The following is a 26,271-nucleotide window of genomic DNA, read 5'->3' on the forward strand; positions in this document are numbered from 1 at the left end:
GAGAGAGTACGAGAACAGAAAGACCGAGACATGAACATGATGGACAGCAAGACGCCCGCCTATGACGGCATCACAGTCCCGCCGCTGGACAAGGTTTTCCGGGCCGAGAGCGTTGCGATCGTCGGGGCCTCGCCGAAGCCCGGCGCCCGCAACCGGATCGTCAAGGTCCTGATCCAGCACGGCTTCGAGGGCCGCATCTATCCGGTTTCGCCCTCCGCCGACGAGGTCGAGGGCCACAAGGCCTACAAGACCCTCGCCGACCTGCCCGAGGTGCCGGACGTGGCGCTGATCATCACGCCCGCGGCGACCGTGCCGGGCCTGATCGCGGAATGCGGCCAGAAGGGCATCACCTGCGCCATCGTCTATTCGGCCGGTTTCGAGGAGATCGAGTCCGGCAAGGAGCTGGCCCTGGAGCTGAAGGCCGCCGCCGAGAAGCACGGCGTCCATGTGCTCGGCCCGAACGGCCAGGGCGTCTGGTCGGTGCAGGCCAAGACCATGCTGACCTTCGGCGCGGCGGCCTTCGGCCTGAGGGACCTGCGCCATGCGCCCATCGCCATCGTCAGCCAGTCGGGCGCCCTGATGGGGGCGATCGGCGCGCATCTGCAGCGCTCGGGGCTCGGCTGCTCCTATATCGTCAGCGTCGGCAACGAGACCTGCATGGACGCGCTCGACGCGCTGTCCTGGGTGGTGGAGCAGGACGACGTGCGAGTCGTCGGGCTCTATCTCGAGGGGCTGAACGACGCTGCCCGGCTCTTGCCGATCGCGGCCCGGGCGCGGGCGCGCGGCATCCAGATCGTGGTGCTGAAGGCCGGGCGCTCGGCCTTCGGCCAGGAGGCGACCGCCTCGCATACCGGCAAGATCGCCTCGCCCCACGCCATCTATACCGACGTGCTGGAGCAGGCCGGGGTCATCATGGTCGAGAGCCTCGGCGAGGCGATGGCAGCGGTCGAGGCGCTGTCCTACATGCCCGATCCGCGCGTCTCGGGCGATCCGCTCGGCGGCATCGCGGTGCTCAGCTCCTCGGGCGGCGCAGGCGCGCTTCTGGCCGACCACAGTGACGAACGCGGCCTGCCGATGTGCACCTTCAGCGACGCCACGATGGCCAGGCTCGAAGAGACGCTGCCCGAATTCGCCCGCAAGGCCAACCCGGTCGACCTGACCGGCCAGATCCGCCAGTACCCCAACCTGTTCCGCGACACGCTGGCGGTGCTCGCCGCCGAAAGCCGCACCGAGGCCATCGTGATCCAGTTCGCCTCCTCGGGGATGAAGGACCTGATCGACAATGGCGAGGCGTTCAAGCAGGCGGCGAAGGACAGCGGCCTGCCGATCGTGATCACCTTCGCCATGGAGAAGGTCTCGCCGGAAATCCGCGCGGAATTCGCCGAGGCGGGCATCCTGATCTCCGACGACCCGTCCAACACAATGCGCGCGCTGCGCTGGCTCTATGACCGCCGCCGCTATGCGGAGCTCGAGGTCGCGCCGCCGGTCGTCGGCGACGCCGTGGACGTCCCGCAGAGCTGGGGCGGGATGATGGACTACCTCGAAGAGGCCGGCGTGACCCCGGCGAACTGGACGCTGGTCCAGCCGGGCCAGTCCGCCGCCGAGGCCTGCGCCGGGCTGAACTGGCCGGTGGTGGTCAAGGTGCTGCCGGACGCGGCCGAGCACAAGACCGAGCTGGGCCTCGTCAAGCTGAAGTTGCAGACCCCCGAGGAGGTCGACGCCCATGCCGCCGAGTTCCGCCGCATCCTCGGCCAGCCCGACATGCCGGTTCTGGTGCAGGAGATGGTGACGGACGGCGTCGAGGTCGTGCTGTCCTGCCTCGGCAACACCGATTTCGGTCCGGTCCTGTCGATCGGCTCGGGCGGGGTGGCAATCGAGCTCTACCGCGACGTGACCTACCTGGCGCTGCCGGTGACGCCCGCGCAGGTCGAGGCCTCCTTGAGGAAGCTGAAGCTCTGGCACATGCTCGAAGGCTTCCGCGGCGCGCCGAAGGCCGACATCGCGGCGCTCGTCGATGCGGCGGTCGGCTTCGGCAACATGATCCTGCGGACCCGCAACCTGGCCGAGGCCGAGATCAATCCGGTTCTGGTGCGCCCCGAGGGCCAGGGCCTGGTTGCGGTCGACTTCCTCGGCACCGCCCGCGACGCCCACTGACCCTTCCGCGCCCGGGGCGGTCCCGGGCGCGGCCTTCCCCTAGCGCGGAGCCCCCATGCCCACCCTTCCGCGGGACGCCTCCCGCCCGCTCCTGGCCGTGGGCATCGCCGCCCTGGCAGTGATGGGCTTCGCGCTTGGCGATGTGCTGACCAAGACGCTGGCCGGGCGCTATCCGGTCATCTGGCTGATGCTGGCGCGCTACGGCCTGAACCTCCTGATCCTTCTGGCGGTGCTCGGCCCGCGCCACGGCCGCGCGCTGTGGCGGACGGAACGCACCGGGCTCGTCTGCCTGCGCGCCGCTTCGCTGGCCTTCGGCTCGCTTGCCATGGCCTTCGCGCTCCGGGTGCTGCCGGTGGGCGAGGCGGTGGCGATCCTCTACATTTCGCCGGTCGTGGTGATCCTTCTGGCCCGGCCGGTCCTCGGCGAGCCGCTGACCGCCACCGGCCTCGCCTGCGCGCTCGCAGGGTTCTGCGGCGTGCTCGCGATCGTGCGGCCGGGCACCGGGCTGGTGCTGGAGGGCGTGATCTTCGCCTTGATCAATGTCGGGCTGGCGGCCGTCTATCACCTGACCACGCGGCTGCTGTCGCGCACCGAGACCGCGGCGGCGATGCAGGTCAATTCCGCCGCCATCGGCACCGCGATCTTCCTGCCCTTGGCGCTGGCCGGTCCGCCGGGGGCTCGCGCCGCCCGAGCGCGTGCCTCAGCCTGCCCCGGTCGTCGGCTCGCGCGCCCGTCTGCCGCGCGAGCTCCTGCGGCTCGCCTTCGCGGAATTGGCGCAGGACATCGCGGAACTCGGGGCGCTCTGCAGGGACGGGCAAGGTCCCGGTCTTGCCGCAGCCGCCGAGGCGCATAACCTGTTCGCGACCTACACGCTGGAACTCCTGATGTTTGCCACCGGGCACCGGCCGGTCGGCGCGCCCTTCGAGAGGGCAGGGGACTACGACCTGCCCACGGCCATGATGTGGATCTCCGACAAGGCGACCCGCGGCGGTCCCTCCTCGCGCATGGTGGCGCTTCCGCCCGCAGCGGTTGCGCAGCTCGGGCACTGGGAGGCGCATCTGGGGGCGCTTGCGGAGGTGCTTTCGCCGCTCTGTCCCGGCTTGGTGCGGGACCGTCTTGCGCCGCTTCTCAAGGAGCGGTCCGGCGGGTCCCCGCCGCCGCTCTTCTTCTTCCTCGACGGGACAGGGCAGGTTGTCGAGCCCGATCACGCGGCGATCCTGAAGCACCGGGCCACGGTGCTGCCGGTCCAGGACAACGCTGCGCGGCATTTGCTGCGCAGCCATCTGGTCACCGCGGGCGTGGCGCCGAATGCGATCGACGCGGCTTTCGGCCATGCGAGGCTGGGAGAGGAGGCGCTGAGCGCAAGTTCGGCCTTCCGGATCCGGGAACTGCGCGCCGTTGCGTGATCGGCGCGGCGGCGGCGACCACGCCCGCGGGCGATGTCACCGGCGCCAATGCCCGGGTCCGCACCGGCACCGAGCGGCGTGCCGCGGATCAGGTGGCGGAGGTGCCGATCAAGATCCTCGATGACGGCTCGGCGCTGACCGTGGGCGACGTGGCGACGGTGCTGCAGGAAGGCCCCGACCGCAACCGCAGCTATTTCGCCGGGGACCATCCGGCGATCTCGATCCGGGTCGACCGCTCGCCGCAGGGCGATGCCATCGCCATCCAGCGCCAGGTCGAGGAGGCCGCCGCCGAGATGAAGGCCGGGCTGCCGCCGGAGATGGAAATCGACCTGATCCGCACCCGCGCCGAGCAGATCACCCAGCGGCTGGAGATCCTGGTCTCGAACGGCCTGCAGGGGCTGGCGCTGGTGCTGGTGCTGCTGTTCCTGTTCCTCAACGCGCGCACCGCCTTGTGGGTGGCGGCGGGCATTCCGGTGTCGATGCTGACCGCGCTGGGGCTGATGTGGGCGGGCGGGCTGACGCTCAACATGATGTCGCTTTTCGGGCTGATCATCACGCTCGGCATCGTGGTCGACGATGCCATCGTGGTGGGCGAGCATGCCGATTACCGCTACCGCCAGCTCGGCGAAGGGCCCTATGGCTCGGCGGAACGGGCGGCGCGGCGGATGTTCCTGCCGGTCCTGTCGGCGACGCTGACCACGCTGATCGCCTTCTTCGGCCTGACCGCGATCGGCGGCCGCTTCGGCGAGCTGATCGGCGACATCCCCTTCACCGTGATTGCCGTGCTCCTGGCTTCCCTTGCCGAGTGCTTCCTGATCCTGCCGAGCCACATGGCGCATGCGCTTTCGGCCTCGGCGGGCGGGCGCGTGCCCTGGTACGACCTGCCCTCGCATTGGGTGAACAAGGGTTTCGGCCGGCTGCGCGACGGTGCCTTCCGCCGCTTCGTCGCGCTGGTGCTGCGGGCGCGCTACCTGGTGGTGTCGGGCGCGCTGCTGCTCCTGGCGACGCAGGTCGTGCCGCTGATCTCGGGCGATCTCAGGTGGCGGTTCTTCTCGCCGCCGGAACAGGCCTCGGTCGACGGCAATTTCGCGATGATGCCGCTGGCGACGCGCGCGGACACCGTCGCGCAGATGCGCGAGCTGCAGCGCGCGGTCGAGAAGGTCGGCCGCGATCTGGAGGCGGAGACCGGCGTCAACCCGGTGACCTATGTGCTGACCGAAGTGGGCGGCAATACCGGGCGCGGGCTGCAGGGGGTGGAGAACACCGATGCCGACCTGCTGGGCTCGGTCGCGATCGAGCTGGTCGACCGCGACGCGCGGCCCTTCGATGCCTCGGTCTTCGTGGCGCGGCTGCAGGAGGAGGCGCGCCAGCTGCCCTTGACCGAGACGCTCAGCTTCCGCTCCTGGCGCTATGGCGGCGGAGACGACAACCTCGATATCCAGCTCTCCGGCGCCGATCTGCGGCAGCTGAAATTCGCCGCCGAGGCGCTGAAGGCGCGGCTCGCGCAATATCCCGAGATCAGCTCCGTCCAGGACAACCTGCCCTTCGACAAGGACCAGTACGTGCTGGACCTGACCTCGAAGGGGAGGGCCCTGGGCTTCACCACCGAGGAGCTCGGCCAGGTGCTGCGCAACCGGCTGAACGGCATCGAGGCGGCGACCTATCCGGCCGGGCTGCGCACCGGCGCGATCCGGGTCGAGCTGCCCGAGGGCGAGCGCGCGGCGGATTTCCTCGAGTCGATGATGCTGCGCGCGGGCTCGGGGCAATACGTGCCGCTGACCGATCTGGTGACGGTGACGCGCGAGGGCGGCTTCGGCACGATCCGGCGCGAGGACGGGCTGGCGGTGCTGTCGGTGACCGGCAACCTGTCGGATGACGACCCGGCGCGGGCTTCGGTGGTCGAGGCCGAGCTGCGCGACGCGGTGCTGCCCGGCTTCGCCGAGGCGCAGCAGGTGAACTACCGCTTTGCCGGCATGGCCGAGGACGAGGCGCGCTTCCTTGCCGATGCCGAGACCGGCTTCGTGCTCTGCCTGCTCGGCATCTACCTGGTGCTGGCCTGGATCTTCGCCAGCTGGACGCGGCCCCTGGTGATCATGGCGATCATCCCCTTCGGGCTGGTCGGCGTCTTCTGGGGGCACCGGCTGTGGGACATGCCGGTCTCGATGTTCTCGGTGATCGGGCTGATCGGCATGACCGGGATCATCATCAACGATTCCATCGTGCTGATCTCCTCGATCGACGAGCGGGCGCGGGCGCGCGGGCTGGTGCCCGCGATCCTCGACGGCACCGCCGAGCGGCTGCGCCCGGTGCTCTTGACCACGCTGACCACGGTGCTGGGGCTGGCGCCGCTGATGTATGAAAGCTCGCGCGCGGCGGAGTTCCTCAAGCCGACGGTGATCACGCTGGTCTACGGGCTGGGTTTCGGCATGGTGCTGGTGCTGATGCTGGTTCCGGCACTGCTGGCGATCGGCCAGGACCTGTCCCAGGCGGCGGCCAGCCAGCGCCGCGCGCTTGACCGGCGGTCGGGGCCGGCAGCAGGCGTTCGTCCATCGGCTCGCCCGTGGAACCGGTCCAGACGGCGGCGGCAAGGTCCAGCGCGGCGCCTTCGCCGGGCAGGCCGTTGCCGAGGCACAGCATGTTCTCCGCTTCGAGATGCCCCGCCCAGCCGCGCGCCATGCTGCCGGTATGGGCCGCCGCCTGGCCGTCGGCGCGGATGATCCCGATCTGGCGGTAGTCGAGCCAGCGGTCATGCTGGCGCAGCGCCTCCAGCACCTCCTCGCTGCTCAGGCCGCAGCGGATCAGGTCCAGCGCCAGCGGTCCGACCTTGAGATTGGTGAAGCCCTGGCTGGCCAGCACGGCGCGGCCGGTCTCCAGATGCGGACAGCGCGAGCCGATCGCGATCGAGCTCGAGGCCAGCGCTATCCCCAGCGTTCCGGTCGCCGGATCGCAGGCCAGCACCGACAGCATCGTGCCCTTGTGCGCGAGATCGATGTTCATGCGCCCTTCTCCCTCTGCCGCGCGCCGAGGAAGCTCTCGATCACGTCCTCGGCCAGCTTGCGGATCAGTGCCTCCATCCGCGCCTGCGCCGCCGGGTCCTGCAGGTCGGGCACCGCGATCGCCAGCCCGCCATGGGTCTGGGCATAGAGATCCGGCGCCCGCTCGGGATGCGCCGCCAGGTAGGCTTCGAGGAACACCCGCTCCTCTTCCGGGGTCAGCTCGGCGATCCGCACGATCGCCCGCGCCTGCGCCGCCGGGATCGCCATGTCATAGGCCGGGCTGGTGATCTGGGTGACGAAGCTGCGGGTATGCCCGAGCCCCTCGGCAATCGCCTGCCGCGCGCCCGGTCCGCGCCGCTTGAGGAAGGTCTGCAGGAGCAGCTTGTAGCGCCGCACCGGCATCTGTTCGTCGAAAAGTTCGAAGGACCGGCCAGCCGATCCCGGGGATTTGCGCGCTTTCGTCATGCCGCGACTTGAGCCGATTCAGCGCCCCCGCGCAAGCGATTTGTTTAGTAGGTGAAAACCCACCGCTAAACTTCAAGGCCGTTTCAATGGCCCTGGCCCCGGACCCAATCGCGGCAGCGCCTCTGTCGTCGGAACCAGAAGAATCGGCCTTTTCTCGATTTAATGGCTACTTTACCGGCACATTCTGCAAGAAATCTGTAAATTCTGCCCGGTTTTTCGGCACCTCTTGCCGGAGCGGCAAGACTTGCGTCGCGATTGCGCATTTTTCGTTTTGAGCTGCACCAGATTTAATTCCTAAACTTTTTACATGAGGCGCCAGACCTCGCCCCCAACAGCCTAGGAGACCCCCATGAAGAGACCCGTCCTTCTCGCCGCCGCCTTTCTCGCGGCCGGTTTCGGCACCGCCCTGCAGGCCCAGTCCGACGATCCGGTGGTGATCGGCGTCTTCGGCCCGATGTCGGGCGAGCGCTCCGCCCTCGGCGCGCGGTTCCGCGAGGCCGCCTCGCTCTTCGCGGAAGGGGTCAATGCCGATGGCGGCATCGGCGGCCGCCCGCTGGAACTGATGGTCGAGGACAGCCGCGGCAACCCGCGCGAGGCGGCCAACATCGCCCAGAAATTCGCCTCGGACGACAGCGTGCTGGCGGTGATCGGCGGCCAGACCTCGACCGAGTCGATGGCGGCGGGCCCGATCCTCGCCGAGGCGCAGCTGGCCCAGGTCGCCCCGACCGCCGGCCATCCCGACTATGTCAAGATCAGCCCCTACCAGTTCCGCACCACCCCCACCCATGCCGCGCAGGTCGAACCGCAGACCGTGATGCTGATGGACAAGATGGGGATGACCAGGATCGCCATCGTCTATTTCCGCGACGACTGGGGCATGATCACCAACGAGATGATGACCGAAAGGCTCGAGGAACGCGGCGCCGAGGTGGTGCTGTCCGAGGCGATGATCCCCGAGACCCGCGCCTTCCGCCCGCTGGTCACCAAGGTGCTCGCCGCCGCACCCGACGGCGTCTTCCTGGTCAGCCATTACGCCGNCCGCTGGTCACCAAGGTGCTCGCCGCCGAACCCGACGGCGTCTTCCTGGTCAGCCATTACGCCGAATCCGCCCTCTTCATGCAGCAGCTGCGCCAGGCAGATCCGGAGCTGAAGGTCGCCGCCACCGACACGCTGAACGATCCCAAGTTCATAGAGCTGGCCGGGGGCGCCGCCGAGGGCGTCGTCATGCCCACGCCCTTCCTGGCCAGCGCTCCCGCCGCGCAGGACTTCACCGCCGCCTACAGCGCCGCCTTCGACAAGGAGCCGAACTACTATTCCGCCTTCACCTGGGACGCGATGCTGATCGTCACCAGCGCGATGGATGCGCTCCTCGAAGCGGGCGAGCCGCTGACCCGGCAGGGCATCCGCGACCGGATCGCCGACGCGCCGCCGATCAACGGCGTCAGCGGCGCGCTGAAATACGAGGGCAGCGGCGATCTCGGCCCGCGCGAGATCAACTACATCGTGGTGCGCGACGGCGGCTACGTGCCCTTCGACTGACCTCCGCCGCGGCGGCCATCCAGCAGGGATCCCCCCATGATAGAACTCTTCAGCCAGATCCTGAACGGGCTGGTGATCGGCAATGTCTACGCCCTCGTCGCAATCGGCTTCGCGCTGATCTTCGGCGTCACCAACCTGATCAACTTCGCGCAGGGCTCGCTCCTGATGCTCGGGGCCTTCCTGGCCTATACCGGCACCATGATCGGCCTGCCGCTGGTGCTGGCCGCCGCACTCTCGGTCGTCGCGACCACCGGGCTCGGCATGCTGATCGAGCGGGTCGCGCTGCGCCCGCTCGAGAACGCGCCCTTCATCGCGCCGCTGCTGTCGACCCTGGCGATCACCTTTATGCTCGACCAGGCGGCCGAGATCGTCTGGTCGCCCGAGGCCCATCCCTTCCCCAGCCCGCTGTCGCAATACAGCCTGCGGATCGGCGCGGCCTATGTCACCGGCATGGACGCGGCGATCCTCGGCGTGTCGCTGGCGGCGATGGGCGGGCTATGGCTGTTCCTGACCCGCAGCTGGCACGGCCGGGCGCTGCGCGCCATGTCGCAGGACATGGACGCGGTGCGCCAGATGGGCGTGCGCACCGAGCGGCTGCGGCTCCTGGCCTTCGGTCTCGGCGCCGCGCTCGCCGCGGTCGCAGGCATCATGGTGGCGATGTACTACCAGACGGTCTATCCGCAAATGGGCATACCCTTCGGCCTGAAGGGCTTCGCCGCGGCGCTGCTCGGCGGGCTCTCCAGCATTCCCGGCGCGGTGGTCGGCGGGCTTCTGCTCGGCATGTTCGAGGCGCTGGCGGTCGGCTATGTCGGCGAGGGCTTCCGCGACATGGTAGCCTTCGGCCTCCTGCTCCTGATCGTCACCTTCCGGCCGCAGGGGCTCCTGGGCGACCGGCGGCTCGACGCGCTCGGCGGCTCGCGCGGCGCCTCGGGCGTCATGCCCTCGACCAGCATCCTGATGGGCCAGGGCGGCCAGCCGCTTCCGCGCGGGGACGGCCGAGGATCTCCGACAGGCCGGTGACCGACACCGCCTCGGGCAGCGCCGCATCCGCCGCCGCCAGCATCTCGTCGAACAGCGCCATGCTGCGCCGTGCCGACAGCTCCGGCGCCGCCGCCATGTCACCCCAGAAGGACAAGGCATCCGCCACCAGGTCCGGCGCCATCTGCAGCAGGCTGTCGCTGGCATGGCCGGACTCCACGCTGCCCAGAAGCGACAGCAGCCATTTCGCGGTCTGCGCCTGCGGGTCATCCGCCAGCCGCGCGGTGCCGCGCAGCCCTTCGGGCATCCGGTCGCGCGGCAGGCCGACGATCAGCGCATCGAAGCCGCCCTCCGCATAGGCCCGGTGATCGCGCCCCGCGCTGAACATCAGCGGCTCCCAGGGCGCCAGCGGTCCCAGATCGGTGTTGAACATCTTCGACCCCGGCAGGTTGAACCCCACGACGACCGTGTCGCCCGGCACGCGGAACTCGTTCTCGACGCTGGCCTCGACCCGCTCGCGCTGCAGGCTCATGCCGCCGAGAGCCAGGCTCTCGACCCGGCCCTCGAACCGCCCCGCCGAGAGCTGCCGGTAGGTCTGCTCCCAGCCGTCGAGGGCATGCTCGTGCTCGAGAAAGCTCTTGGTGATCCGGCGCGACAAGCGCACCGCCCCGCGGGCCGGGCCCGCAGATTGCTGCATGTCCATGAAGATGTTCCCCTTTCCGCCCCATATGGCGGTCCAAGGATATGATTAGACATTAATCGGCAGGCACCAGAGGACCCTCACGGCAACGTGGCCTCATTTTCGTCATTTGCAAATTTTTTAAGCACATTTTCCGGCCGGGCGCGGATAGCGGGCAGGATAGCGGCGCGGCTAAGCCGGGCCGAGACCCCGTTGAGGAGACTGATCCATGAAAGCAACCTATGCCGTCACGCTGGCCTCTGCCGTGGCCGCAGGCCCGGCCCTGGCCCAGGACAGCGCCGCGGACTTCGTTCCCGAGACGCTGACCATCGAGGAAACCATCTCCGAAGGCCCGAATGTCTTCGTGATGGACCAGGCCTGGGCCGGCCCGAGCAAGGTCAACGTGCTGGGCGCCGAAGACTTCGCGATGAAGGGCAACATGGGCCCGGGCACCACCGCGCAGATGGTGCTGTCGGCCGATGGCAGCACGCTCTACACGACTTCGGTCTACATGGAGCGCTATACCTACGGGCCGGTCACCGCGGTGATGCATGAATGGGACGTGCAGACCCTGTCGGTGCGCCGCGAATTCGAAATCTCGAACCGGCTGGCCCATGTGGAATCGCAGAACGCGCTGCTGGCGCTGACCGCGGACGAAGGCTATCTGCTGGCGCAGAACGCGACGCCCGCCACCTCGATCACCGTGGTCGACCTGGGCGCCGGCGCGGAGCTGGCCGAGATCCCGACCCCGGGCTGCTGGGGCGCCTTCCCGGCCGTCGAAGGGATGAAGTTCACCACGATCTGCGGCGACGGCACGCTGGCCAGCTACAGCTTCGCCGCCGATGGCAGCTTCGGCGACCCGGCCAAGTCGGAAAAGATCTTCGACGTCGACGAGGACGCGCTGTTCACCAACGGCGTGCGGATCGGCAGCGAGCTGGTCTTCGTTTCGTTCAACGGCAACCTCTATTTCGTCGACGACTCGGGCGAGGCTCCGGTGCTGACCGGAACCGCGGCGCTGACCGAAGGCGTGCTGGGCAACTGGGCGCCGTCGGGCTCGGAACTGATCGCCTACAACGCGCCCACGAACACTGCCTTCGTTCTGATGCATTCGGGCGCCTATGACGGCTCGCACAAGGATGCCGCCACCGAGATCTGGTCGGTCGACATGGAGACCCGCACGGTCACCGGCCGCTCGCCCGCGCATCACGAGAACGGCCTTGCCGTGACCCAGACCGAGGAGCCGGTGCTCTACGGCGCGACCGAGGAAGGCAACGTCGTCCGCTACGACGTGGCGATGGGCGACGAGGTGTCCCTGAGCATGGCCGAAGAGTTCGAGACCGCCGCCGGCTTCGTCACGCTCCTGAAGCTGGACCGGTAAGATGGAGGCGCTTGTCCCCTACGCCTCGGCGACGGTGACGGGTTTCACGGTGCTCGTCCTGGCGCGGGCCGCCTGGCACAAGCTGGCCGCCTATCACGAGACGGTCGGCTTCGCCCAGGGCTACGGTCTGGTCCCGGCGGCCTGGACCTATCCGCTGGTGCGGGCGCTGACCGCGGCGGAGATCCTGGCGATCGCGCTGATGTTCCTGCCCCAGACCCGCGGCTTCGGCGGGCTGATGGCGGCAGGGCTGTTCGGCGGCTACGGCTTGCTGATGGTCCTCGCCCTGCGGCAGGGCCGCAGCGAGATCGACTGCGGCTGCGGCGGCGCCCCGCAGATCGTCTCGGGGCTGACGCTGGGGCGCAACGCGCTCCTCGCGGTCCTCGCCCTCGGCATCGCCCTGATCCCCGCCGGTCCGGTGGGGGTGGCGGGCGCCCTCGCCAGCCTCGCGGCCGGCCTGACCCTCTTCGCCGTCTTCGGCGTCGCGGAAAAGCTGGCCTCGCATCTCCCCAACATCCGGCGGACCGCCTGACCGGAAGAAGGAACCAAGACCATGGAACTCCTGATGTTCATGAACATCGCCCTCTGGGTCGTCGTGCTGGTCCTGATCGGGGTGGTCTTCGCCCTGGCCCGCCAGATCGGCATCCTGTTCGAGCGCGTCTCGCCGGTCGGCGCGATGATCTCGGACAACGGTCCCGAAATCGGGGCGCCGGTCCCGGCGCTCACCCTGCCCAACCTCAATGGCGCGAGCCTGCCGCTCGGCGGCGGCGAAGGCCGGGCACAGCTCGTGTTCTTCCTCTCCACCACCTGCCCGATCTGCAAGGCGCTCCTGCCCGCGATCCGCTCCATCCGCGATGACGAATCGCGCTGGCTCGACGTGGTGCTGGCCTCCGACGGGCGCGAGGCGGCGCACCGGCGGCTGATCGAGGCCGAAGACCTCGGCAGCTTCCCCTATGTGCTCAGCTCCGAGCTCGGCATGGCCTTCAAGGTCACCAAGCTGCCCTTCGCGGTGCTGATCGGCCCGCATGGCACGGTGCTGGCCAAGGGGCTGGTGAACTCGCGCGAGCAGCTCGAGAGCCTGTTCACCGCCTCCGAGACCGGCATCCCCTCGCTCCAGGCGGCGATGTCCGCCCCCGTCACTGCCTGATCCGGATTCCAGACAGAAAGGATCCCCAACATGCCCAAGTTCTTCGACCACCTGCTCGGCAGCCTCGACAAGGCCGTCGAGAAGACCGCGCGCGGCTCGGCCCGCAATGTCGGCCGCCGCAGCTTCCTGTCCAAGGCCGGGATGGCCATGGTCGGCGCCGCCGCCGCCACGCCGATCCTGCCCTTCGACCGCCGCGCCTCGGCCGCCGGCGCCGCCGATGCGGACGAGTGCAGCTACTGGCGCCACTGCGCGCTCGACGGCAATCTCTGCTCCGCTTCGGGCGGCTCGCTGACCTCCTGCCCGCCCGGCTCCTCGGCCTCGGCAGTGTCCTGGGTCGGCACCTGCACCAATCCCGAGGACGGCAAGGACTACCTGGTCAGCTACAACGACTGCTGCGGCAAGCCGACCGTGTCTTCGGCAACCTTCTGCTACACCTCCGAAGGCGAGCGCCCCGGCTACCGCATGGGCCTCTACAACGACATCAACTGGTGCATGGCCAATACCGACAAGGGCTATCACTGCACCGTGTCGGTCGTCGTCGGCCTGGCGGAGTGACCCGGATGACCACCAAGCTGAAGGCAGCCCTCGCGGGCTGCCTCCTCTCCGCCGCCGCCCTGCCCGCGCTGGCCGCCGACGGCGCGGAGATCTTCTCCGCCGCCTGCGCCGCCTGCCACAACGAGGGCGGGATCGGCAATCCGGGGCTCGCCCCTGCGCTGAACCGTCCGGGCTTCTGGTCCGCTCTCGGCAATCAGGCCGTTCCCTATGTCTCGGGCGTGCTGGTCTCCGGGCTGGCGGGCAAGATCGAGGCTGCGGGCCAGAGCTATATCGGGCTGATCATGCCCCCCGTTGCGGGCTATGACGATGCCGACCTGGCCGCGGCCGCGAGCTACGTGCTGCAGGACCTCGGCGGGCTGGAGGCCGCGGCCACGGAGGCCGACATCGCGGGCGCCCGCGAAACGCGCCCGTCCCATGCCGATCTGCGGGCGATGCGCCCCGAAGGCGAATGAGGAGACTGCCATGCTGCGCTGCCTTGCCCCCCTCCTGATCCTCGCCCTCCCGGCCGCGCCGGTGCTGGCCGCCGACAGCAAGGCGCGCAGCGACTACATCCTGCGCTGTGCCGGCTGCCACGGCATGACCGGCGAAGGCACGGTCGAGGGCGGCGTGCCCGCCTTCCCCGACTCGGTGAGCGCGATCGCCAACCTGGACGCCGGGCGCACCTACATGATGCACGTCCCGGGCGTCACCGGCGCCTCGCTCGACAATGCCCAGATCGCGCAGGTGATGAACTACGTGCTCGAGGAATGGGGCGACGGCAGCAGCACGCCCTTCACCGAAGCCGAAGTTATCCGCCGCCGCGCCGTTCCCGTCGCCGATGTCGTCGACGAGCGCCGCAGCGTCGCCGATACGCTGGCCGCCGAAGGCATCTACATCGCCGAGTACCCCTGGCCCTGAGCCGGGCCTTCGGCACCTTTGACCTTCCCCCGGTTCCCGGACCGGAGCGGCATTCACTCTGCGGCCATCTTGGCGGTCATGTCGATCCTTGCCTGCTCGGGCGTGCGGTGTCCCATGGTCGAGAGGCGGCGGCGATTGCAGAAGATGGCAATGCATTCGAACAACTCCGCCTTGGCCACGCGGCGCGACCGGAACCTGGCGCGGTGCACCGGCGCGGACCTGAGCGATCCGAGGACCCTCTCCATCGGCGCGGTCTGCGCCTTCGCAGGGTCCCCCGGATTATCCGGTCCGCTGGCGCAGTCCAGCTTGAATTCCAAGCAGTTGCCGTTGCGGCTCATCGAGGCGACGGCCGTCCAGGCATAGGGAAGCCGCCGGAAATTGCCGCTGGCGCATTGAACTCCGCGGTCGGAGCGGCAGATCAGCCCCGGGCCGGCCGGTAGTTCTGCGGCACCATCCGCATCGCGTCGACGGCCAGGCTGCTCTTGAGCCGCCCGGACATCGACCCTCTGCCCTCCCGGCGATCTCCATCGCCGCGTTCGCCATCCGTCTCGGAGTTGCCCATCGCGGCGCCATCGGTCCGAGCCCGATGGGCGGCGGGGCATCAATGGCGACGGCGCGCCGCGCCGCAGCGCCTGCGGCTGGCCCCGAAGATCGCCCGCAGCCCAGGAAGAAGACCGTCCCGCGCGGCCTGCCGCGCTGCCCTTTCCGGGGCGGCGGTGCGCCAGAATTGGAACCAGCTCGGCTAACAGAGAGCACCCGTCACGGCGCCCCCGAGCGCGATCCGCCCGAGCGAAGGGGCCCGTGTGCAGCGATGACGACGCGCTTGTCCTTCACGGCTCCGCCGCCCACTGCGCGACGCCGGTCAGGTCACGCCGTCGCCCATCGGGCTCGGACCGATGGCGCCGCGATGGGCAACTCCGGGTGACAAGACCGGCGACGAAGCCTTCCGCATCACCTTCCGCCTCTTCCCTGAGACGGCGATTCCCGCGACCTCGGCCTGCTGCCTGCGGATCGCCTCGGCCGCCGCTACAGCCGCTGCAGCCGCCAGCCTTTCAGCTGCGAGCGCGTCACGCCGAGTTCCCGGGCGACGCTGGTCTGCGTGGCGCCGGGCTCGGAAAGTCGGGCAACAGCCTGCTCCTTGAATTCGGCGGTGAAACTGCGGCGGGGCTTCTGCTCATGTGGGGTCCCTCTCTCTGGAAGTACTGCAACTCCCAGTCCGGGAGCCGCGGGCGAGGTCAAGGATAGGTCTGGCGAAGATGACGGATCATGCCATCGGCATCGATATCTCGAAATCCCGTCTCGATGCCTTCCGCCTTGAGGATAGCGCGGCGAAGCAGTTCGGGAACACGTCCCGCGGTTTCCGGGCCCTGATCCGATGGCTGGGCAAGGCACCGGTGGCGCGCATCGTCTTCGAGCCCACCGGCACGTATCACCGGGCCTTCGAGACGGCGCTCCCGGGCAAGTTTCCACAGCGCCCCCGGGTTCGACAGCCAAATAGGGATTTCGGCGGGCCCCACCCATCCGCGCACAAGGAAAACAAGATAGCGTCCGTCAACGAGGTGTAATTTCCCGGGGTGCCGCTCGGACCGGTGGCGCGGCCCGCTCATGGTGCAAGCGCCACCTCGGCATAGACGAGATGGAGGAGGATCGGGAAACGGTCCGGTGGACCGTTTCCCCGACGACGGTTGGAGATCCGGGCGGTCGAGGTCGCCTCCGGCAATGTCGGCGATGTCGAGCCGGTGAGCGCCACCGGTCCGGGCGAACCGGCGAGGGATGCTGCCGGAACTCCTGAAGCAGATCGGCCCGGATCAGGAGATCGCCACCGTCACCGCCGAGTTGCCAGCGGATGCGCCGTCGTCCATCGGGCTCGGACCGATTGCGCCGCGATGGGCAATTCCGGGCACCGCTGGCGCCACCTGCGACAAAAGGCAGCGCCATTCGGCGATCCGGTCGCGCGGAGGCATGGCGGTCGTCCCATTCGTGAGAACGGCCGTCTCTCGAAAAGGACTGGCCTTCCGCCTTGGCCCGAAATGGCATCCTGCGGGCGCCCCGGCGCCACGTACGGGCGATCTGGAAGAAGTGGTCCGGCGACCATGTCCGGAGCAGGATCGAGGCTGGGATGAGAAGCCTCAAGTCCTTCGGCGAGCAGATCGCATCAAAGATCCCGATCGCCAGACCGCCGAGATCCACATCCGCGCCATTCACCGCTGTGCTCGGCCGAGGACGCGTGCCGCTCTGTCTTGAACAGCTTCGGCGCTGCGGGCACCGCCGAGATCCGACATGTGGGCTGACCTCAACTCGGGAAAGAGGCATCACGTCCAGCCCGCGGCGGCTGCAACGATGCCGTCACTATCCCCATGCCCTGCCGATCCACGGCGCAAGGCGATGTCCGACAGCAAATTCAGGTGCAGCGTGAAGCCGCCCAGGCTCCAGGCGCTGGTCGGACGGCGGCCGGTCGATGTCGCCTCCGGCCTTGCCGCCCGCTCCCAGTCCGGGAGCGGGCCGTCGCCGGGCTTTCCGGCGAGGCGGGCGGAGCGCAGGCGGGCCGCGATCGCCGCGCCGACCGAGGTGGTCACCACATCGGCATCGCCGCGGGCCGAGATCGTCGTCAGGCCGGCGCCGGTCAGGTCGATCTGCGAGGCCGAGATCACCGCACGCACCGAGCTGTCATAGGCGGCGGTGGTGATCGCCACCGCACCGGTCAGCGAAACCGCCGCCGTGCCGCTGGCCGCGACGCTGGCGGCGGCGGCGACGGTGGTGGTGCTCAGCTCCGCCTTGTCGGTGGCGGTGACAGACAGCGACCGGACATCCAGATCGCTGCCGCCGCTGACATCGGCCTGGATCGTGTTGTCCATGCTGACATTCACTTCGGCGCCTGCCCCCGCGCCGCTCAGCGCGAAATCGCTGCTGGCGGAGACCGAGAGCGCCGCGGAGACGCCCAGCGTGGTGACGCGCGCCCGGTCGCTGCCCTCGAAATTCTGCGCGTTGACGATGACATCGGCAGTGCCGTTGACCGAGCTGTCGATCACCGAATCCGAGATCGAGGCCAGGACCGTCTGGGTCACCGCGGTGGTTGCTGTGCCTGCGGCGATGGCGACGCCGACGGCGACGCTGGAGGAGGCCGAGACCGTCAGCGCGGCCGAGACATAGGTCGTGTCGATCTCGCTGATGTCGCGCGCCTCGACGGTGACGGAATCCGCCTCGGTCAGGGTCGAACCGTCGATCACGGCTTCGGTGGACCCGCCGGCAACGGCATTGGTCGCGACCACCGCCGCGGTGACGCCGAGCGCGAAGGAGCCCGAAGAGGCCGAGGCCGACAGGCTGGCCGCGACCGCATCGGTCTGGATGTCGGTGTCGTTCCAGGCCTGGACGGTGACCGCGCCCGGATCGGTGATCTCCGAGTCGGTGATGTTCGCCGAGGTCGCGGTCTGCATGTCGAGATCGGCGGTGACCGCCGAAATCGCGATGGAAATCGCCGCGGTGTTGCCGAAGGTCAGCGAGGCCGAGGCCGAGACGGCCGTCGTGTCGATCTGCGCCTCATTGTCGGCGATCACGGTGACCGCGCCGGCATTGACGATCTCCGAGCCGGAAATCGTCGCCTCGACCGTGTTGTTCAGCACGTTGTCGACATCCGAGCCCGACCCGGTCAGGCCGACCGCGATCTCGCCGCCGCCGGCCGCGGAAATCGACACGGCGACCGCATTGGCATTGATCGTGGTGTCGTTCAGCGCATCGACGCTGACCGCGCCGCCCGCATCGACATTGCTGCCGATGATCCCGGCCTGCAGCTCGGTGTCGATCTCGTTGAGGCTGACCGAGACGGCGATGGCCGCGGCGATCGAGGCCGATCCGCCCTGGCTGATCGCCAGCCCGACGGCCGCCGCCACCACGGTGGAGGTGATCGAGGAGCTGTCCTCGGCATGGACGGTCACGCCGCTGCCGCTGGTCGCGTCGCTGTCCTCGATCAGGGCCGCCACGCGGTTGTCGAGGTCGTTGTCGGCCCCGGCGCCCGAGCCTGCGCCCGCGAAGGAGATGTCGCCGCTGCTGGCCGAAACGCTCGCCGCCACCCCGGTGGCGGTGATCGAGGCATTGCCGTCGGCCGTCACGTCGATGCTGGAGCCGCTGACCGTCGAGCCGAAGATCCCCGCCTCGGTCTCGGCGTCGAAATCATTGATCGCGACGATGATCGACACGCCGATGGCGAAGCTCGCCGAGCTGCCCAGCGACACCGCCACCGTGGCCGCGACCACGGTCGACTCCAGCGTCGTCGTGTCGGCGGCGTCGATATCGACCGCCCCGCCCGCGCTGACCCCGCCCTCGGGGACGCCCATCACCAGAACCTCGGGCGAATCCTCGATGACCGCGCGCGAGATCCCGCTATGGGTGTTGGTCGCGCCCGCCCCGGCACCAGCGATCGTGCCCGAGACATCGCCCGAGGCGCCGACGCTGACGCTGGCGGCATAGGCGATGGCCGTGGCCTCGACCGAGGAGGTCACGTCGATATCGATATGGCCCGGCGTCGTCACGTCGGAGGAAATGATGCCCGAGGTCGTGTCGGTGCCGATCTCGTTGGTCGCCGCCGCGGCGGTCAGGTCCGCGCCGAAGGCGATCGAGCCCGAGGCGACGGTGACGCCGACCGCGACCGATCCCGAGGTCGCATGGATCACCGTGTCATTCACCGCAGTGATCTCGACATCCGAGGTGCCCGAGACGGTGCTGTTGCGGACCACCGACTCGACCGAGCCGTTCACGGTGTTCTGCACCACGGCCACGGTCACCGAAACGCCGACCGAGATGTTGCCGCTGCTGGCGGTCACGCTCAGCGTCGCGGCGGTGCCGGTCACGTCGATCGTGCCCGAGGAATTCGCATCCATGTCGAGCAGGCCGCCGCCCAGCACGCTGCTGTTCTCGACGAGCGCCGAAGTGTCGGTGGCAATCACGTTGTCGGCGGTCGCGACGGTGACCGTCAGCGCGATCGAGCCGTCGCTGCTGCCTGAGACAGAGGCCGAGGCCGCCGTCACGGTCGCGTCGATATCGGAATTGTTGTCGGCCTGGATGGTCACCGCCCCGTCGACATCCGCCGAGGCGCCGTTGATCAGGCCGGCGGTGATCGTGTTGCCGCCGTCTCCGCCGATGCTGTTCTGCGCCCCGGCGCCGGTGCCGGTCCCCGAGAGCGAATAGGAGCCGCTGATCGTCACCGCGATGGACGCAGAGGTCGCCACCACATCGACCGAGGCATTCGACTCCGCCGTGGTCTCAAGCGAAGCGCCATGGACCTCGGACCCGTCGACCACTGCGCGCAGGTCGCTGTCGATTTCGTTCTTCGCATTCGTCGCCGTGATCGACAGCCCGCCGGCGCTGCCCGAGCCGCTGACCGCGGCACTGATGCTGGCCGCCGTGACCACCGCCGTGACCGAGGAATCGTCGGTCGCCGTCAGCGCCACCTCGTCATCCGCCGTCACCACGGCGCCGCCCTCGATCACCGCCTCGACGACATTCTGGATGTCGTTGAAGGCCAGCGAGATATCGGCCGAGAAATTCGCCGCCGTGCCGTTCGAAGAGCTGGAAATCCCGATCGAGGCGGAGGTCGCCGTCGTCGAGATCGACGAGGTCGTGGCCGCATCGAGCGTCACCGCGCCCGCGGTGCTGGTCACCGCGATGTCGTTGATCGCCGCACGGACCGTGTTCGAAATGTCGTTCAGCGTCACCGCGACGCCCAGGTCGCCCGACACCGAAGTGCTGTCCGAGCTGATCGACAGGCTCAGCGAGGCCGCGATCGCATCTGCGGTGATCACGGTGGAATCCGAGGCATCGAGCGTCACGTCGCCCGACACCGTGACCGTGGCGCCGGAATCTGCGGTGTCCTCGATCACGGCAATCGCGGAATTGGCGACCAGGTTGTCCGCCGCAGCCCCGGTGGCGGCGACGCTGATCGCGGAATCCGAGCTTTGGGTGACCGCAAGGGCGATGCCGAAGGCCAGCGAGTCGATCACCGAAGCGGTGGAAGCGGTCACATCGAGGCTTGCCGCCTCCACCGTGGTGGAGGTCAGGCTGGCCTCGGTATCGACCTCGATCTCGTTGACCGTGACCGAGACGCCGAGCCCGACGCCGACCTTGGCGCCGTCGCCGCTGCCGACATTGAGCGAGACAGCCACGGAGCCCGCGATCGCCTCGATCATGGTTTCATCGCTGGCCGAGACGCTGACCGCGCCCGCGGCGTAGATCGTGCTCGGATTGATCAGCGCGTCGACCGTGCCGGTGACGTAGTTGCCCGAGCCGGAGCCCGCGGCGCCGAAGGCCAGGTCGCCGCCGGTAGACAGGGACCCGGCGATGCCGAGCGTGAAGGCGTCGATGCTGCTGGTCGTGGCCGCGGAGACGGTGACCCCGCCCGAGATGGCGCCGGTGCCGCCGTCGGAGGAGACATGCGCCCCCTGCAGCGCCGCCGTCGTCGCGCGGGTGATCTTGTTCTCCGCCGCCGAGGCGCCGGCCGTCACGGCCCCGAGCGCGCTCGAATCCGCCGAGACGCCGAGTGCCCCGGACCCGGCATCGGCCGTGATCTCGCTGTTGTCGGAGGCCAGGATCTCCACCCCGCCGCCGGTGACCGTCACGGCCTGCGTGCCGGAGGGATTGGCGATCCGCGCTTCGGTGGTGGCGTTGATGTAGTTGCCGGAGCCGGCGCCGGCCCCGGCGAAGGCCGAGCCGTTGGTGCCGCCCGCGAAGGAGCCCGCGATGGTCAGCGTGTCGATCTCGGCATCGTTCATCGCCGTGACCGAGACATCCGCCGCCGTCACCGGCGTGTCGGTCGCCGTCGCCCGGATCGTCTGGGTCAGGTCATTGACCGCGACCGAGGCGCCGAAGCTTCCGGCATTGCTGCCGTCGCTGGCGGTGAAGGCCAGCGCCGCGCCGCCCGCATCTGCCACCAGGACAGACTCGTCCTGGGCCGCCAGCACGAAACCGCCGGTCGTGTTCACCGTGCTGCCCGCGCCGATCGTGGCCTGGGTGTCATTGGTGACGACATTCACCACCACCGCGCCGACCCCGGCAAAGGCGATGCTGGAGCTGTTGTTGTTGTCCTGCGAACTGCCGGTGTCGATCACCCCGGCAACAGCGACGGTGAAGCTCTCGGGATCGGTGTTCACCGCGGTCTTCTGGTGCGCGTCGAAGCGGATGCCGCCGTCGCGCGCGTTCAGCACGTTCTGCCCGAGCGCCCGCGCCCAGGTGGCCTGGTCGATCACGCTGACCGAGACCGAGCCGGTGATGCCGCCGCCCGAACCGAGCACGAAGGACAGCCCGCCGATGGTCTGGTCGAGATTGGTTTCGTCCGAGCCGATCACGGTGATGCCGCCCGCCCCCGCCGGAAGCGGCGCGGTCTGCGCGTTGACATCGACCCCCTCGGCCAGCACCGCCTTGGTCTCGCCGGTCATCACCGCCACGCCGACAGACCCGGCGATGCCGACATTCGAACCGCCGCCCGAAGAGCTGGAGCCGCCGCCGCCCTCCTCGCTGCCGCTGCTGTCCGAGCCGAGCGAGGCCGAGGCCGCGATCGCCAGGAGCTTGACGTCGTCGAAGCTGGTCGCGGTCAGCACCACGCCATTCGCCGTCTCCGCCGCCTGCGTGCCCTCGTCGTCGGTGAACTCGCCGGAATTGATCGCGACCGCCGTGCCGATGCCGCGCGCTTCGATCGAGGCGCCCTCGCCGACGATGGCCGTTGTGCATCCAGATCGACCACCACGCCGACGGAGATCCCCACCGAGGAGCCGCTCAGCGACACGCCCGCCGTGCCGGCATAGCTCTCGATATCGGTGTTGCTGTCCGCCGCGATCACCAGGGAATTCCCGGCATTCATCGTGACATAGGACGGATCTTCGGCTTCGAGATCGCCCGCAACCACCGCGTTGGTGTCGGTGATGTTGACCAGCACATTGAGCGAGCCGGCTCCCGAGGTGCTGTCGCCCGCGCCGATATTGGCGGTGAGCTGGAAGAATTCCTCGGCGGCATCGGCCTCGACACGGATCGAACCCGAGCCTGCCGTGACCGTGGTCGGAGCGCCCATCGCATCCGAGCCGGCAACCAGCGCCTCGGTCGTGCCGGTATGCACCGTGACGTCAAGCCCGATGCCGACGCCCGACGCCTCCTGCGACAGCGCGAGCGTGCCGGCGAAGTCGAGCAGGGTGAGGTCCGAGGCGGCCAGGACGGACACGTCCTCGGACGCCTCGACGGTGGCGCCGCTGCCGATCGTGGCACGGGTGTCGTTGAGGAAGATGTTGACGATGGCCGAGCCCGCGCCCGCATCGCTGCCGGAGCTGCCCGAGCCGCCGCTCTGCGTGCCGCCCTCGCCGAGTTACGATCTGAACGGAAAAAGAATCTGGGTCGCCGGGCATCGCGGCATGGTGGGCGGCGCCGTTGTCCGCCGTCTTGCGCAGGAGGGATGCGAGGTCATTACCGCCGGCCGCGATGCCGTTGACCTGACCCAGCAGGCCCAGGTCCGGGACTGGATGGCTGAAGTGAAGCCCGATGCCATTGTCATGGCGGCTGCCAAGGTGGGCGGCATTCTTGCGAACAACACCCGTCCGGTCGATTTCCTGCTGAACAACCTGCAGATCGAGACCAATATCGTCGAGGCTGCGCATGAGAATGACGTTGAGCGTTTCCTCTTCTTGGGGTCGTCCTGCATCTACCCGAAGATGGCGCCCCAGCCGATCCCGGAGGATAGCCTGCTGACCGGGCCGCTGGAGCCGACCAACGAATGGTATGCCATCGCCAAAATTGCCGGAATCAAGCTTTGCCAAGCCTACCGCAAGCAGCATGGCCGCGACTGGATCTCCGCTATGCCCACCAATCTCTACGGTCCGGGCGACAACTATGACCTGACGAGCTCGCATGTGCTTCCGGCGCTTCTGCGCAAGTTCCACGAGGCCAAGGAAGCCGGGGTCAGCTCTGTCGAGGTCTGGGGCTCGGGAACTCCGCTGCGCGAATTCCTGCATTGCGACGATCTTGCCGATGCACTGGTTTTCCTGCTGAAGGAGTATTCTGGCTACGAGCACGTCAATGTCGGCTCAGGCGTCGAGGTTAGCATCCGCGAGCTTGCAGAAACCATCGCTCGGGTTGTCGGATATGATGCCGAGTTGGTTTTCGACAGCTCCAAGCCGGACGGCACGCCCAGGAAGTTGATGGATAGCTCGCGCCTGCATGGGATGGGCTGGAACAATGCGCGTAGCTTGGAAGACGGGATCCGGGAAACATACGAGACCTTCAAGGGTATTGTCGCAGGGGAAAGGAAGGTGGGCTAGGCTCTGCCATCCGGCCCGCTTTCGTGAGGCGGTATGTGCCGAAGGCATGCCTTATGCTGGCAGGGACATCCGTTAGTCCCGGGCGTCTGGAGCACCGGAGCGGCTAGGGCCATGCCGAGACATAGGCGGTGCGGGCCACAGGATCCCGGCTGCCTGTTCCCGCATGATCATCTGCCGAAATGCTGACTGGCCGGGCAAGTAACGAGTGTGGAACCCATGAGAGTCCTGAGGATCATTGCGAATACCAACCTGAATTCAGGTGGGCCGATTGAAGGTCTGCTGCGCAGCGCGGAAGTCATGGCTGCCGCCGGACACCATACTGAGGTCCTGTCCTTGGATGCTCCTGGTGCCCCCTATCTGCGGGAGTTTCCTCTTCCGATCCACGCATGCGGCACAGGCAGGACCGGGATCAAGGCCTATACACCGGCCATGGAGTGCTGGCTTAAGAAGGAACGGAACCGTTTCGATGCCGCGGTAGTGCATGGCCTGTGGAACTGGGGAGTCATCTTGGGAGGTCGCGCTGCGCGCAGTGCGAAGCTCCCCTATGTCGTCTTTACGCACGGCATGCTTGATCCGTGGTTTCGGGAGCAATATCCGGCCAAGCATCTCCTGAAGCAGGTTGCTTGGTCGGCGCTCCAAGGGCCGATCTTGGCGGATGCCCACCGAGTTCTGTTCACCACGGAAGAAGAGATGCAGCTCGCCCAGGGAGTCTTCAAGGGCCATCCGTTCCGCTCCCAGACCGTCGCTTACGGGGCTCCTGAATTTCCCAGTGGGACAGAGATGCAGACAAAGGCCCTCGAGACTGCCGTTCCCGGCCTCCAAGGCAGGCCCTATCTGCTCTACCTGAGCCGCATTCACCAGAAAAAGGGTTGTGATCTGCTGATCGAGGCTTTCGCCAAGGAAGTTGCCACCGCACCGCCCGATCTCCAACTGGTGATGGCGGGTCCCGATGCCCATGGGCTGGGAGATACGCTTCGTACTCAGGCGGATGCGCTCGGGATCGGTGGTCGCATCCATTGGCCCGGCATGCTGAAAGGGGAAGCCAAATACGGTGCCTTCAGGAATGCCGAGGCCTTCGTCCTTCCGTCGCACCAAGAGAATTTCGGGATCGTGGTCGCAGAGGCCCTGTCCGTCGGCACACCGGTCCTGACGACCCGGAAGGTCAATACTTGGCGCGAAGTGGAAAATGGTCAGGCAGGCTTCGTTGCCGAGGACACTATCGATGGCATCCGAGCCGTTCTACGCAGCTGGTTTACTCTGCCTGAAAACCAGAGGGGCGGAATGCGTGAAGCAGCGCGGATGGTCTATGATAGGAACTTCCGCATCGATGCCGCGGGACGGGATCTCGCTGAAGTCTTGGGCGCCGCTGCTGCTGGCTGACTGAAAACTCGAGCCAGTCCGGCGATCGACTTGTGCCGCCGGACTGGCTCTCGCTTCGTCTCTATTGCGCGATAGAGGTCGCTGTATTTCCGCCATAGGTGAGTAGCGAAGGTACAATCTGGTCAACCACACGGTTCCAGCGCGTCACCGGCTGCTCCGCGACGAAGATGATGTCATCGGGGCGCAATTCGAATTTCGTGGCCAGGACCACGTTTGCGGCATTGCGTCCGTTAAGCTGCCAAGCGGTGACGGCGCCCATGGCCTGCGGATCCGCGGAGCCGCGCAGCACGTAGATCTGTGCTACATTGGCGGTAGATGTCGGCACGCCGCCCAAGTCATTGCCGTAGAGTGCGTCTGCCAGCGAGGCCCGTCGGTCATACGGCAGGGCGATTCGTCCCTGCCTGCGCAATTCTCCGGTAAGATAGACATAGTCGCGGTCGACAGCATCCAGCGCAGTCCGAGTCTGGAAATTCTCTCGTGCTTCCGTTAGCTCGTTCCGCCGCAGGTTGATCTCGGTCGTCAGCTCGGTCAGCGCAGCTTGGCGAGAGGACTGGCGGAATTCGGCCAGCTGGATCTGCTCCTGAAAATAGGCTGCAGCCTGGTCGAGCGCGTATTCGGTATCGACGAAGATGCTGTCGCCATCAACCAGCCGGATCCGCTGCAGGCCGCGCCGCGCATAGAGCTCGTCGAGCGGGATCTGGTAGAGCGTACCGTCGCGGTAGATCCGGACCGTCGCATAGGTCCGGTCGGCCACGGTCGTGCCTCCCGCTGCCGCCAAGGCCTCATCGAGATAGAGCGGTGTCAGCGTGATCGGCGCCACGGCGGGTTGCGCGACGGCCCCGCCGATCGTCACCTTCTTCGAGTTGAATTCGGCGATCTCAAGGCTGAAGGTCGGCTCGATGCCGCTTTCTACCAAGCGCTGGAAGATCTCGGCCTCGGCATCCTCGAATGTCCGACCGGACAGCTGAATGCGGCCGACATTGGGAACGGCGATCGCACCGTCATCCTGCACGGTATAGCCCTGCCGCTGGGTCTGCGCAGCCAGAAGGCCCGAGAGTTCCTCAACGGTCGAGCCTGCCTGCGGCGTGGCGAGCAGCACAACGTCGCCGATGCCGATCCGGTAGGGGCCGGGATCGGCGGGCGGTGGCACACGGGTTTCCATTTGGGCGGGGCGCGATTCCGGTGAGAAGGCTGCATCGGGAAGGGCTTCCATGCCCCGCATTCCGGCAGGGCCGCCCGAAGTCATCGAAAACACGGCCGGCAGCGTCTTGGGCTGGTAGGCTGAACGGTTCGCCAGAAGCACGTTCTCCGCTGTCACCGGCAGCACGCGCACCGCAGTGCCGGAACTGTCCGTGCCGCGCTGGACCGACGGGCTCATGTAGATGGCGCCGCAGCCGCCAAGAGTGAATG

Annotated in this window: 22 protein-coding genes and 3 pseudogenes; 17 read left to right on the plus strand and 8 right to left on the minus strand. The window is 68.1% G+C overall.

All coding sequences use genetic code 11. The annotated features are described in order from the left end of the window. The first annotated feature begins 36 nt into the window (after positions 1-36). The 4 genes and pseudogenes from C7T91_RS02950 to C7T91_RS02960 all read left to right on the plus strand — a co-directional run. Positions 37-2,154 carry an acetate--CoA ligase family protein gene (locus tag C7T91_RS02950; protein WP_236637940.1) on the plus strand — a complete coding sequence of 706 codons (2,118 nt, stop codon included), beginning with the start codon at positions 37-39 and terminating at the stop codon, positions 2,152-2,154. A gap of 55 nt (positions 2,155-2,209) precedes the next feature. After that, positions 2,210-3,007 carry a DMT family transporter gene (locus C7T91_RS02955; protein WP_108257925.1) on the plus strand — a complete coding sequence of 266 codons (798 nt, stop codon included), beginning with the start codon at positions 2,210-2,212 and terminating at the stop codon, positions 3,005-3,007. A 31-nt stretch (positions 3,008-3,038) separates the two neighbouring features. Then, a complete protein-coding gene (locus C7T91_RS34570; RefSeq protein ID WP_236637941.1) occupies positions 3,039-3,560 on the plus strand; it encodes a hypothetical protein in 522 nt (173 codons plus the stop codon). After that, positions 3,557-6,088 (plus strand): annotated as a pseudogene (locus C7T91_RS02960) (efflux RND transporter permease subunit); the annotation flags it as partial. The gene C7T91_RS34570 and the pseudogene C7T91_RS02960, both read left to right, overlap by 4 nt. A 34-nt stretch (positions 6,089-6,122) precedes the next feature. Here C7T91_RS02960 and C7T91_RS39010 read toward each other — a convergent pair. Next, positions 6,123-6,557: pseudogene (locus tag C7T91_RS39010) on the minus strand (DUF1028 domain-containing protein); the annotation flags it as partial. Further along, positions 6,554-7,021 (minus strand): hypothetical protein, encoded by a 468-nt coding sequence (locus C7T91_RS02965; protein WP_108257927.1) that lies wholly within the window; start codon positions 7,019-7,021, stop codon positions 6,554-6,556. The pseudogene C7T91_RS39010 and the gene C7T91_RS02965, both read right to left, overlap by 4 nt. Before the next feature lie 349 nt (positions 7,022-7,370). Between C7T91_RS02965 and C7T91_RS37710 the strand changes: the two genes are divergently transcribed. From C7T91_RS37710 to C7T91_RS02980, 3 genes are read left to right on the plus strand one after another with little or no spacing between them, the layout of a single operon-like run. Continuing rightward, positions 7,371-8,171, plus strand: a complete 801-nt coding sequence (locus C7T91_RS37710; RefSeq protein ID WP_108257928.1) for an ABC transporter substrate-binding protein — start codon at positions 7,371-7,373, stop codon at positions 8,169-8,171. Next, entirely contained in the window at positions 8,075-8,560 is a 486-nt protein-coding gene (locus C7T91_RS37715; protein WP_161555715.1) for an ABC transporter substrate-binding protein, read from the plus strand. Before C7T91_RS37710 ends, C7T91_RS37715 begins: the two co-directional genes overlap by 97 nt. Before the next feature lie 36 nt (positions 8,561-8,596). Next, entirely contained in the window at positions 8,597-9,580 is a 984-nt protein-coding gene (locus tag C7T91_RS02980) for a branched-chain amino acid ABC transporter permease (protein ID WP_108257930.1), read from the plus strand. Here C7T91_RS02980 and C7T91_RS02985 read toward each other — a convergent pair. Beyond that, on the minus strand, positions 9,495-10,241 hold the full coding sequence (locus tag C7T91_RS02985; RefSeq protein ID WP_108257931.1) for a hypothetical protein: 747 nt from the start codon (positions 10,239-10,241) through the stop codon (positions 9,495-9,497). The two genes, C7T91_RS02980 and C7T91_RS02985, sit on opposite strands and share 86 nt — an antisense overlap. 205 nt (positions 10,242-10,446) lie before the next feature. Here C7T91_RS02985 and C7T91_RS02990 point away from each other — a divergent pair, with 205 nt between their 5' ends. Genes C7T91_RS02990 through C7T91_RS03015 form a run of 6 tightly spaced genes read left to right on the plus strand, consistent with a single transcriptional unit; the run spans position 10,447 to position 14,191 of the window. Then, positions 10,447-11,595, plus strand: coding sequence for an amine dehydrogenase large subunit (locus tag C7T91_RS02990; protein ID WP_108257932.1), 1,149 nt, complete (start codon positions 10,447-10,449; stop codon positions 11,593-11,595). A gap of 1 nt (position 11,596) precedes the next feature. After that, positions 11,597-12,124, plus strand: a complete 528-nt coding sequence (locus C7T91_RS02995) for a MauE/DoxX family redox-associated membrane protein (protein ID WP_108257933.1) — start codon at positions 11,597-11,599, stop codon at positions 12,122-12,124. 21 nt (positions 12,125-12,145) lie between these two features. After that, on the plus strand, positions 12,146-12,739 hold the full coding sequence (locus C7T91_RS03000) for a redoxin domain-containing protein (RefSeq protein ID WP_108257934.1): 594 nt from the start codon (positions 12,146-12,148) through the stop codon (positions 12,737-12,739). 30 nt (positions 12,740-12,769) lie between these two features. Then, complete coding sequence (locus tag C7T91_RS03005; RefSeq protein WP_108257935.1) at positions 12,770-13,294, plus strand: methylamine dehydrogenase light chain; 525 nt, start codon at positions 12,770-12,772, stop codon at positions 13,292-13,294. A gap of 5 nt (positions 13,295-13,299) precedes the next feature. After that, on the plus strand, positions 13,300-13,746 hold the full coding sequence (locus C7T91_RS03010) for a c-type cytochrome (protein WP_108257936.1): 447 nt from the start codon (positions 13,300-13,302) through the stop codon (positions 13,744-13,746). Between the two features lie 10 nt (positions 13,747-13,756). After that, a complete protein-coding gene (locus C7T91_RS03015; protein ID WP_108257937.1) occupies positions 13,757-14,191 on the plus strand; it encodes a c-type cytochrome in 435 nt (144 codons plus the stop codon). Positions 14,192-14,244: 53 nt separating this feature from the next. Here C7T91_RS03015 and C7T91_RS03020 read toward each other — a convergent pair whose 3' ends face one another. Then, the gene (locus C7T91_RS03020; protein ID WP_108257938.1) at positions 14,245-14,529 is read right to left on the minus strand and encodes a hypothetical protein; all 285 of its coding nucleotides are present in this window, start codon (positions 14,527-14,529) and stop codon (positions 14,245-14,247) included. 688 nt (positions 14,530-15,217) lie between these two features. Continuing rightward, positions 15,218-15,430, minus strand: a complete 213-nt coding sequence (locus C7T91_RS39015; RefSeq protein ID WP_161555716.1) for a transposase — start codon at positions 15,428-15,430, stop codon at positions 15,218-15,220. 17 nt (positions 15,431-15,447) lie between these two features. Between C7T91_RS39015 and C7T91_RS32155 the strand changes: the two genes are divergently transcribed. Together C7T91_RS32155 and C7T91_RS31330 are read left to right on the plus strand one after the other, a co-directional pair. Then, positions 15,448-15,756: an IS110 family transposase gene (locus C7T91_RS32155; protein WP_161555717.1), complete on the plus strand. Its 309-nt coding sequence runs from the start codon at positions 15,448-15,450 to the stop codon at positions 15,754-15,756. A 361-nt stretch (positions 15,757-16,117) separates the two neighbouring features. Beyond that, positions 16,118-16,482: pseudogene (locus tag C7T91_RS31330) on the plus strand (IS5/IS1182 family transposase); the annotation flags it as partial. A 21-nt stretch (positions 16,483-16,503) separates the two neighbouring features. Here the strand turns inward: C7T91_RS31330 and C7T91_RS03030 are convergent. After that, positions 16,504-21,780 (minus strand): beta strand repeat-containing protein, encoded by a 5,277-nt coding sequence (locus C7T91_RS03030; RefSeq protein WP_108257940.1) that lies wholly within the window; start codon positions 21,778-21,780, stop codon positions 16,504-16,506. After that, entirely contained in the window at positions 21,771-22,391 is a 621-nt protein-coding gene (locus C7T91_RS03035) for a hypothetical protein (RefSeq protein ID WP_108257941.1), read from the minus strand. Before C7T91_RS03035 ends, C7T91_RS03030 begins: the two co-directional genes overlap by 10 nt. A gap of 19 nt (positions 22,392-22,410) precedes the next feature. On the opposite strand from C7T91_RS03035, the gene fcl reads away from it, so the two are divergent. Further along, a complete protein-coding gene (gene fcl, locus C7T91_RS03040) occupies positions 22,411-23,481 on the plus strand; it encodes a GDP-L-fucose synthase (protein ID WP_330848800.1) in 1,071 nt (356 codons plus the stop codon). Positions 23,482-23,697: 216 nt separating this feature from the next. Beyond that, entirely contained in the window at positions 23,698-24,861 is a 1,164-nt protein-coding gene (locus tag C7T91_RS03045; RefSeq protein ID WP_108257943.1) for a glycosyltransferase, read from the plus strand. 61 nt (positions 24,862-24,922) lie between these two features. On the opposite strand, the gene C7T91_RS03050 is transcribed toward C7T91_RS03045, so the two are convergent. After that, positions 24,923-26,239, minus strand: coding sequence for a polysaccharide biosynthesis/export family protein (locus C7T91_RS03050; protein WP_201741984.1), 1,317 nt, complete (start codon positions 26,237-26,239; stop codon positions 24,923-24,925). Positions 26,240-26,271 lie beyond the last annotated feature (32 nt).

The sequence above is a fragment of the Mangrovicoccus ximenensis genome, from assembly GCF_003056725.1.
Lineage (GTDB): Bacteria > Pseudomonadota > Alphaproteobacteria > Rhodobacterales > Rhodobacteraceae > Mangrovicoccus > Mangrovicoccus ximenensis.

Excerpts from the sequence above, each read along its gene's own strand:
- C7T91_RS03005 (WP_108257935.1), top strand. The coding sequence starts at position 12,770 with ATGCCCAAGTTCTTCGACCACCTGCTCGGCAGCCTCGACAAGGCCGTC.
- C7T91_RS03045 (WP_108257943.1), top strand. The coding sequence starts at position 23,698 with ATGAGAGTCCTGAGGATCATTGCGAATACCAACCTGAATTCAGGTGGG.
- C7T91_RS02990 (WP_108257932.1), top strand. The coding sequence starts at position 10,447 with ATGAAAGCAACCTATGCCGTCACGCTGGCCTCTGCCGTGGCCGCAGGC.
- C7T91_RS34570 (WP_236637941.1), top strand. The coding sequence starts at position 3,039 with ATGTTTGCCACCGGGCACCGGCCGGTCGGCGCGCCCTTCGAGAGGGCA.
- C7T91_RS02950 (WP_236637940.1), top strand. The coding sequence starts at position 37 with ATGATGGACAGCAAGACGCCCGCCTATGACGGCATCACAGTCCCGCCG.
- C7T91_RS32155 (WP_161555717.1), top strand. The coding sequence starts at position 15,448 with ATGACGGATCATGCCATCGGCATCGATATCTCGAAATCCCGTCTCGAT.
- C7T91_RS02955 (WP_108257925.1), top strand. The coding sequence starts at position 2,210 with ATGCCCACCCTTCCGCGGGACGCCTCCCGCCCGCTCCTGGCCGTGGGC.
- C7T91_RS02985 (WP_108257931.1), bottom strand. The coding sequence starts at position 10,241 with ATGGACATGCAGCAATCTGCGGGCCCGGCCCGCGGGGCGGTGCGCTTG.
- C7T91_RS02965 (WP_108257927.1), bottom strand. The coding sequence starts at position 7,021 with ATGACGAAAGCGCGCAAATCCCCGGGATCGGCTGGCCGGTCCTTCGAA.
- C7T91_RS03015 (WP_108257937.1), top strand. The coding sequence starts at position 13,757 with ATGCTGCGCTGCCTTGCCCCCCTCCTGATCCTCGCCCTCCCGGCCGCG.
- C7T91_RS02980 (WP_108257930.1), top strand. The coding sequence starts at position 8,597 with ATGATAGAACTCTTCAGCCAGATCCTGAACGGGCTGGTGATCGGCAAT.
- C7T91_RS03010 (WP_108257936.1), top strand. The coding sequence starts at position 13,300 with ATGACCACCAAGCTGAAGGCAGCCCTCGCGGGCTGCCTCCTCTCCGCC.
- C7T91_RS03050 (WP_201741984.1), bottom strand. The coding sequence starts at position 26,239 with ATGAGCCCGTCGGTCCAGCGCGGCACGGACAGTTCCGGCACTGCGGTG.
- C7T91_RS02995 (WP_108257933.1), top strand. The coding sequence starts at position 11,597 with ATGGAGGCGCTTGTCCCCTACGCCTCGGCGACGGTGACGGGTTTCACG.
- C7T91_RS03000 (WP_108257934.1), top strand. The coding sequence starts at position 12,146 with ATGGAACTCCTGATGTTCATGAACATCGCCCTCTGGGTCGTCGTGCTG.
- C7T91_RS03020 (WP_108257938.1), bottom strand. The coding sequence starts at position 14,529 with ATGAGCCGCAACGGCAACTGCTTGGAATTCAAGCTGGACTGCGCCAGC.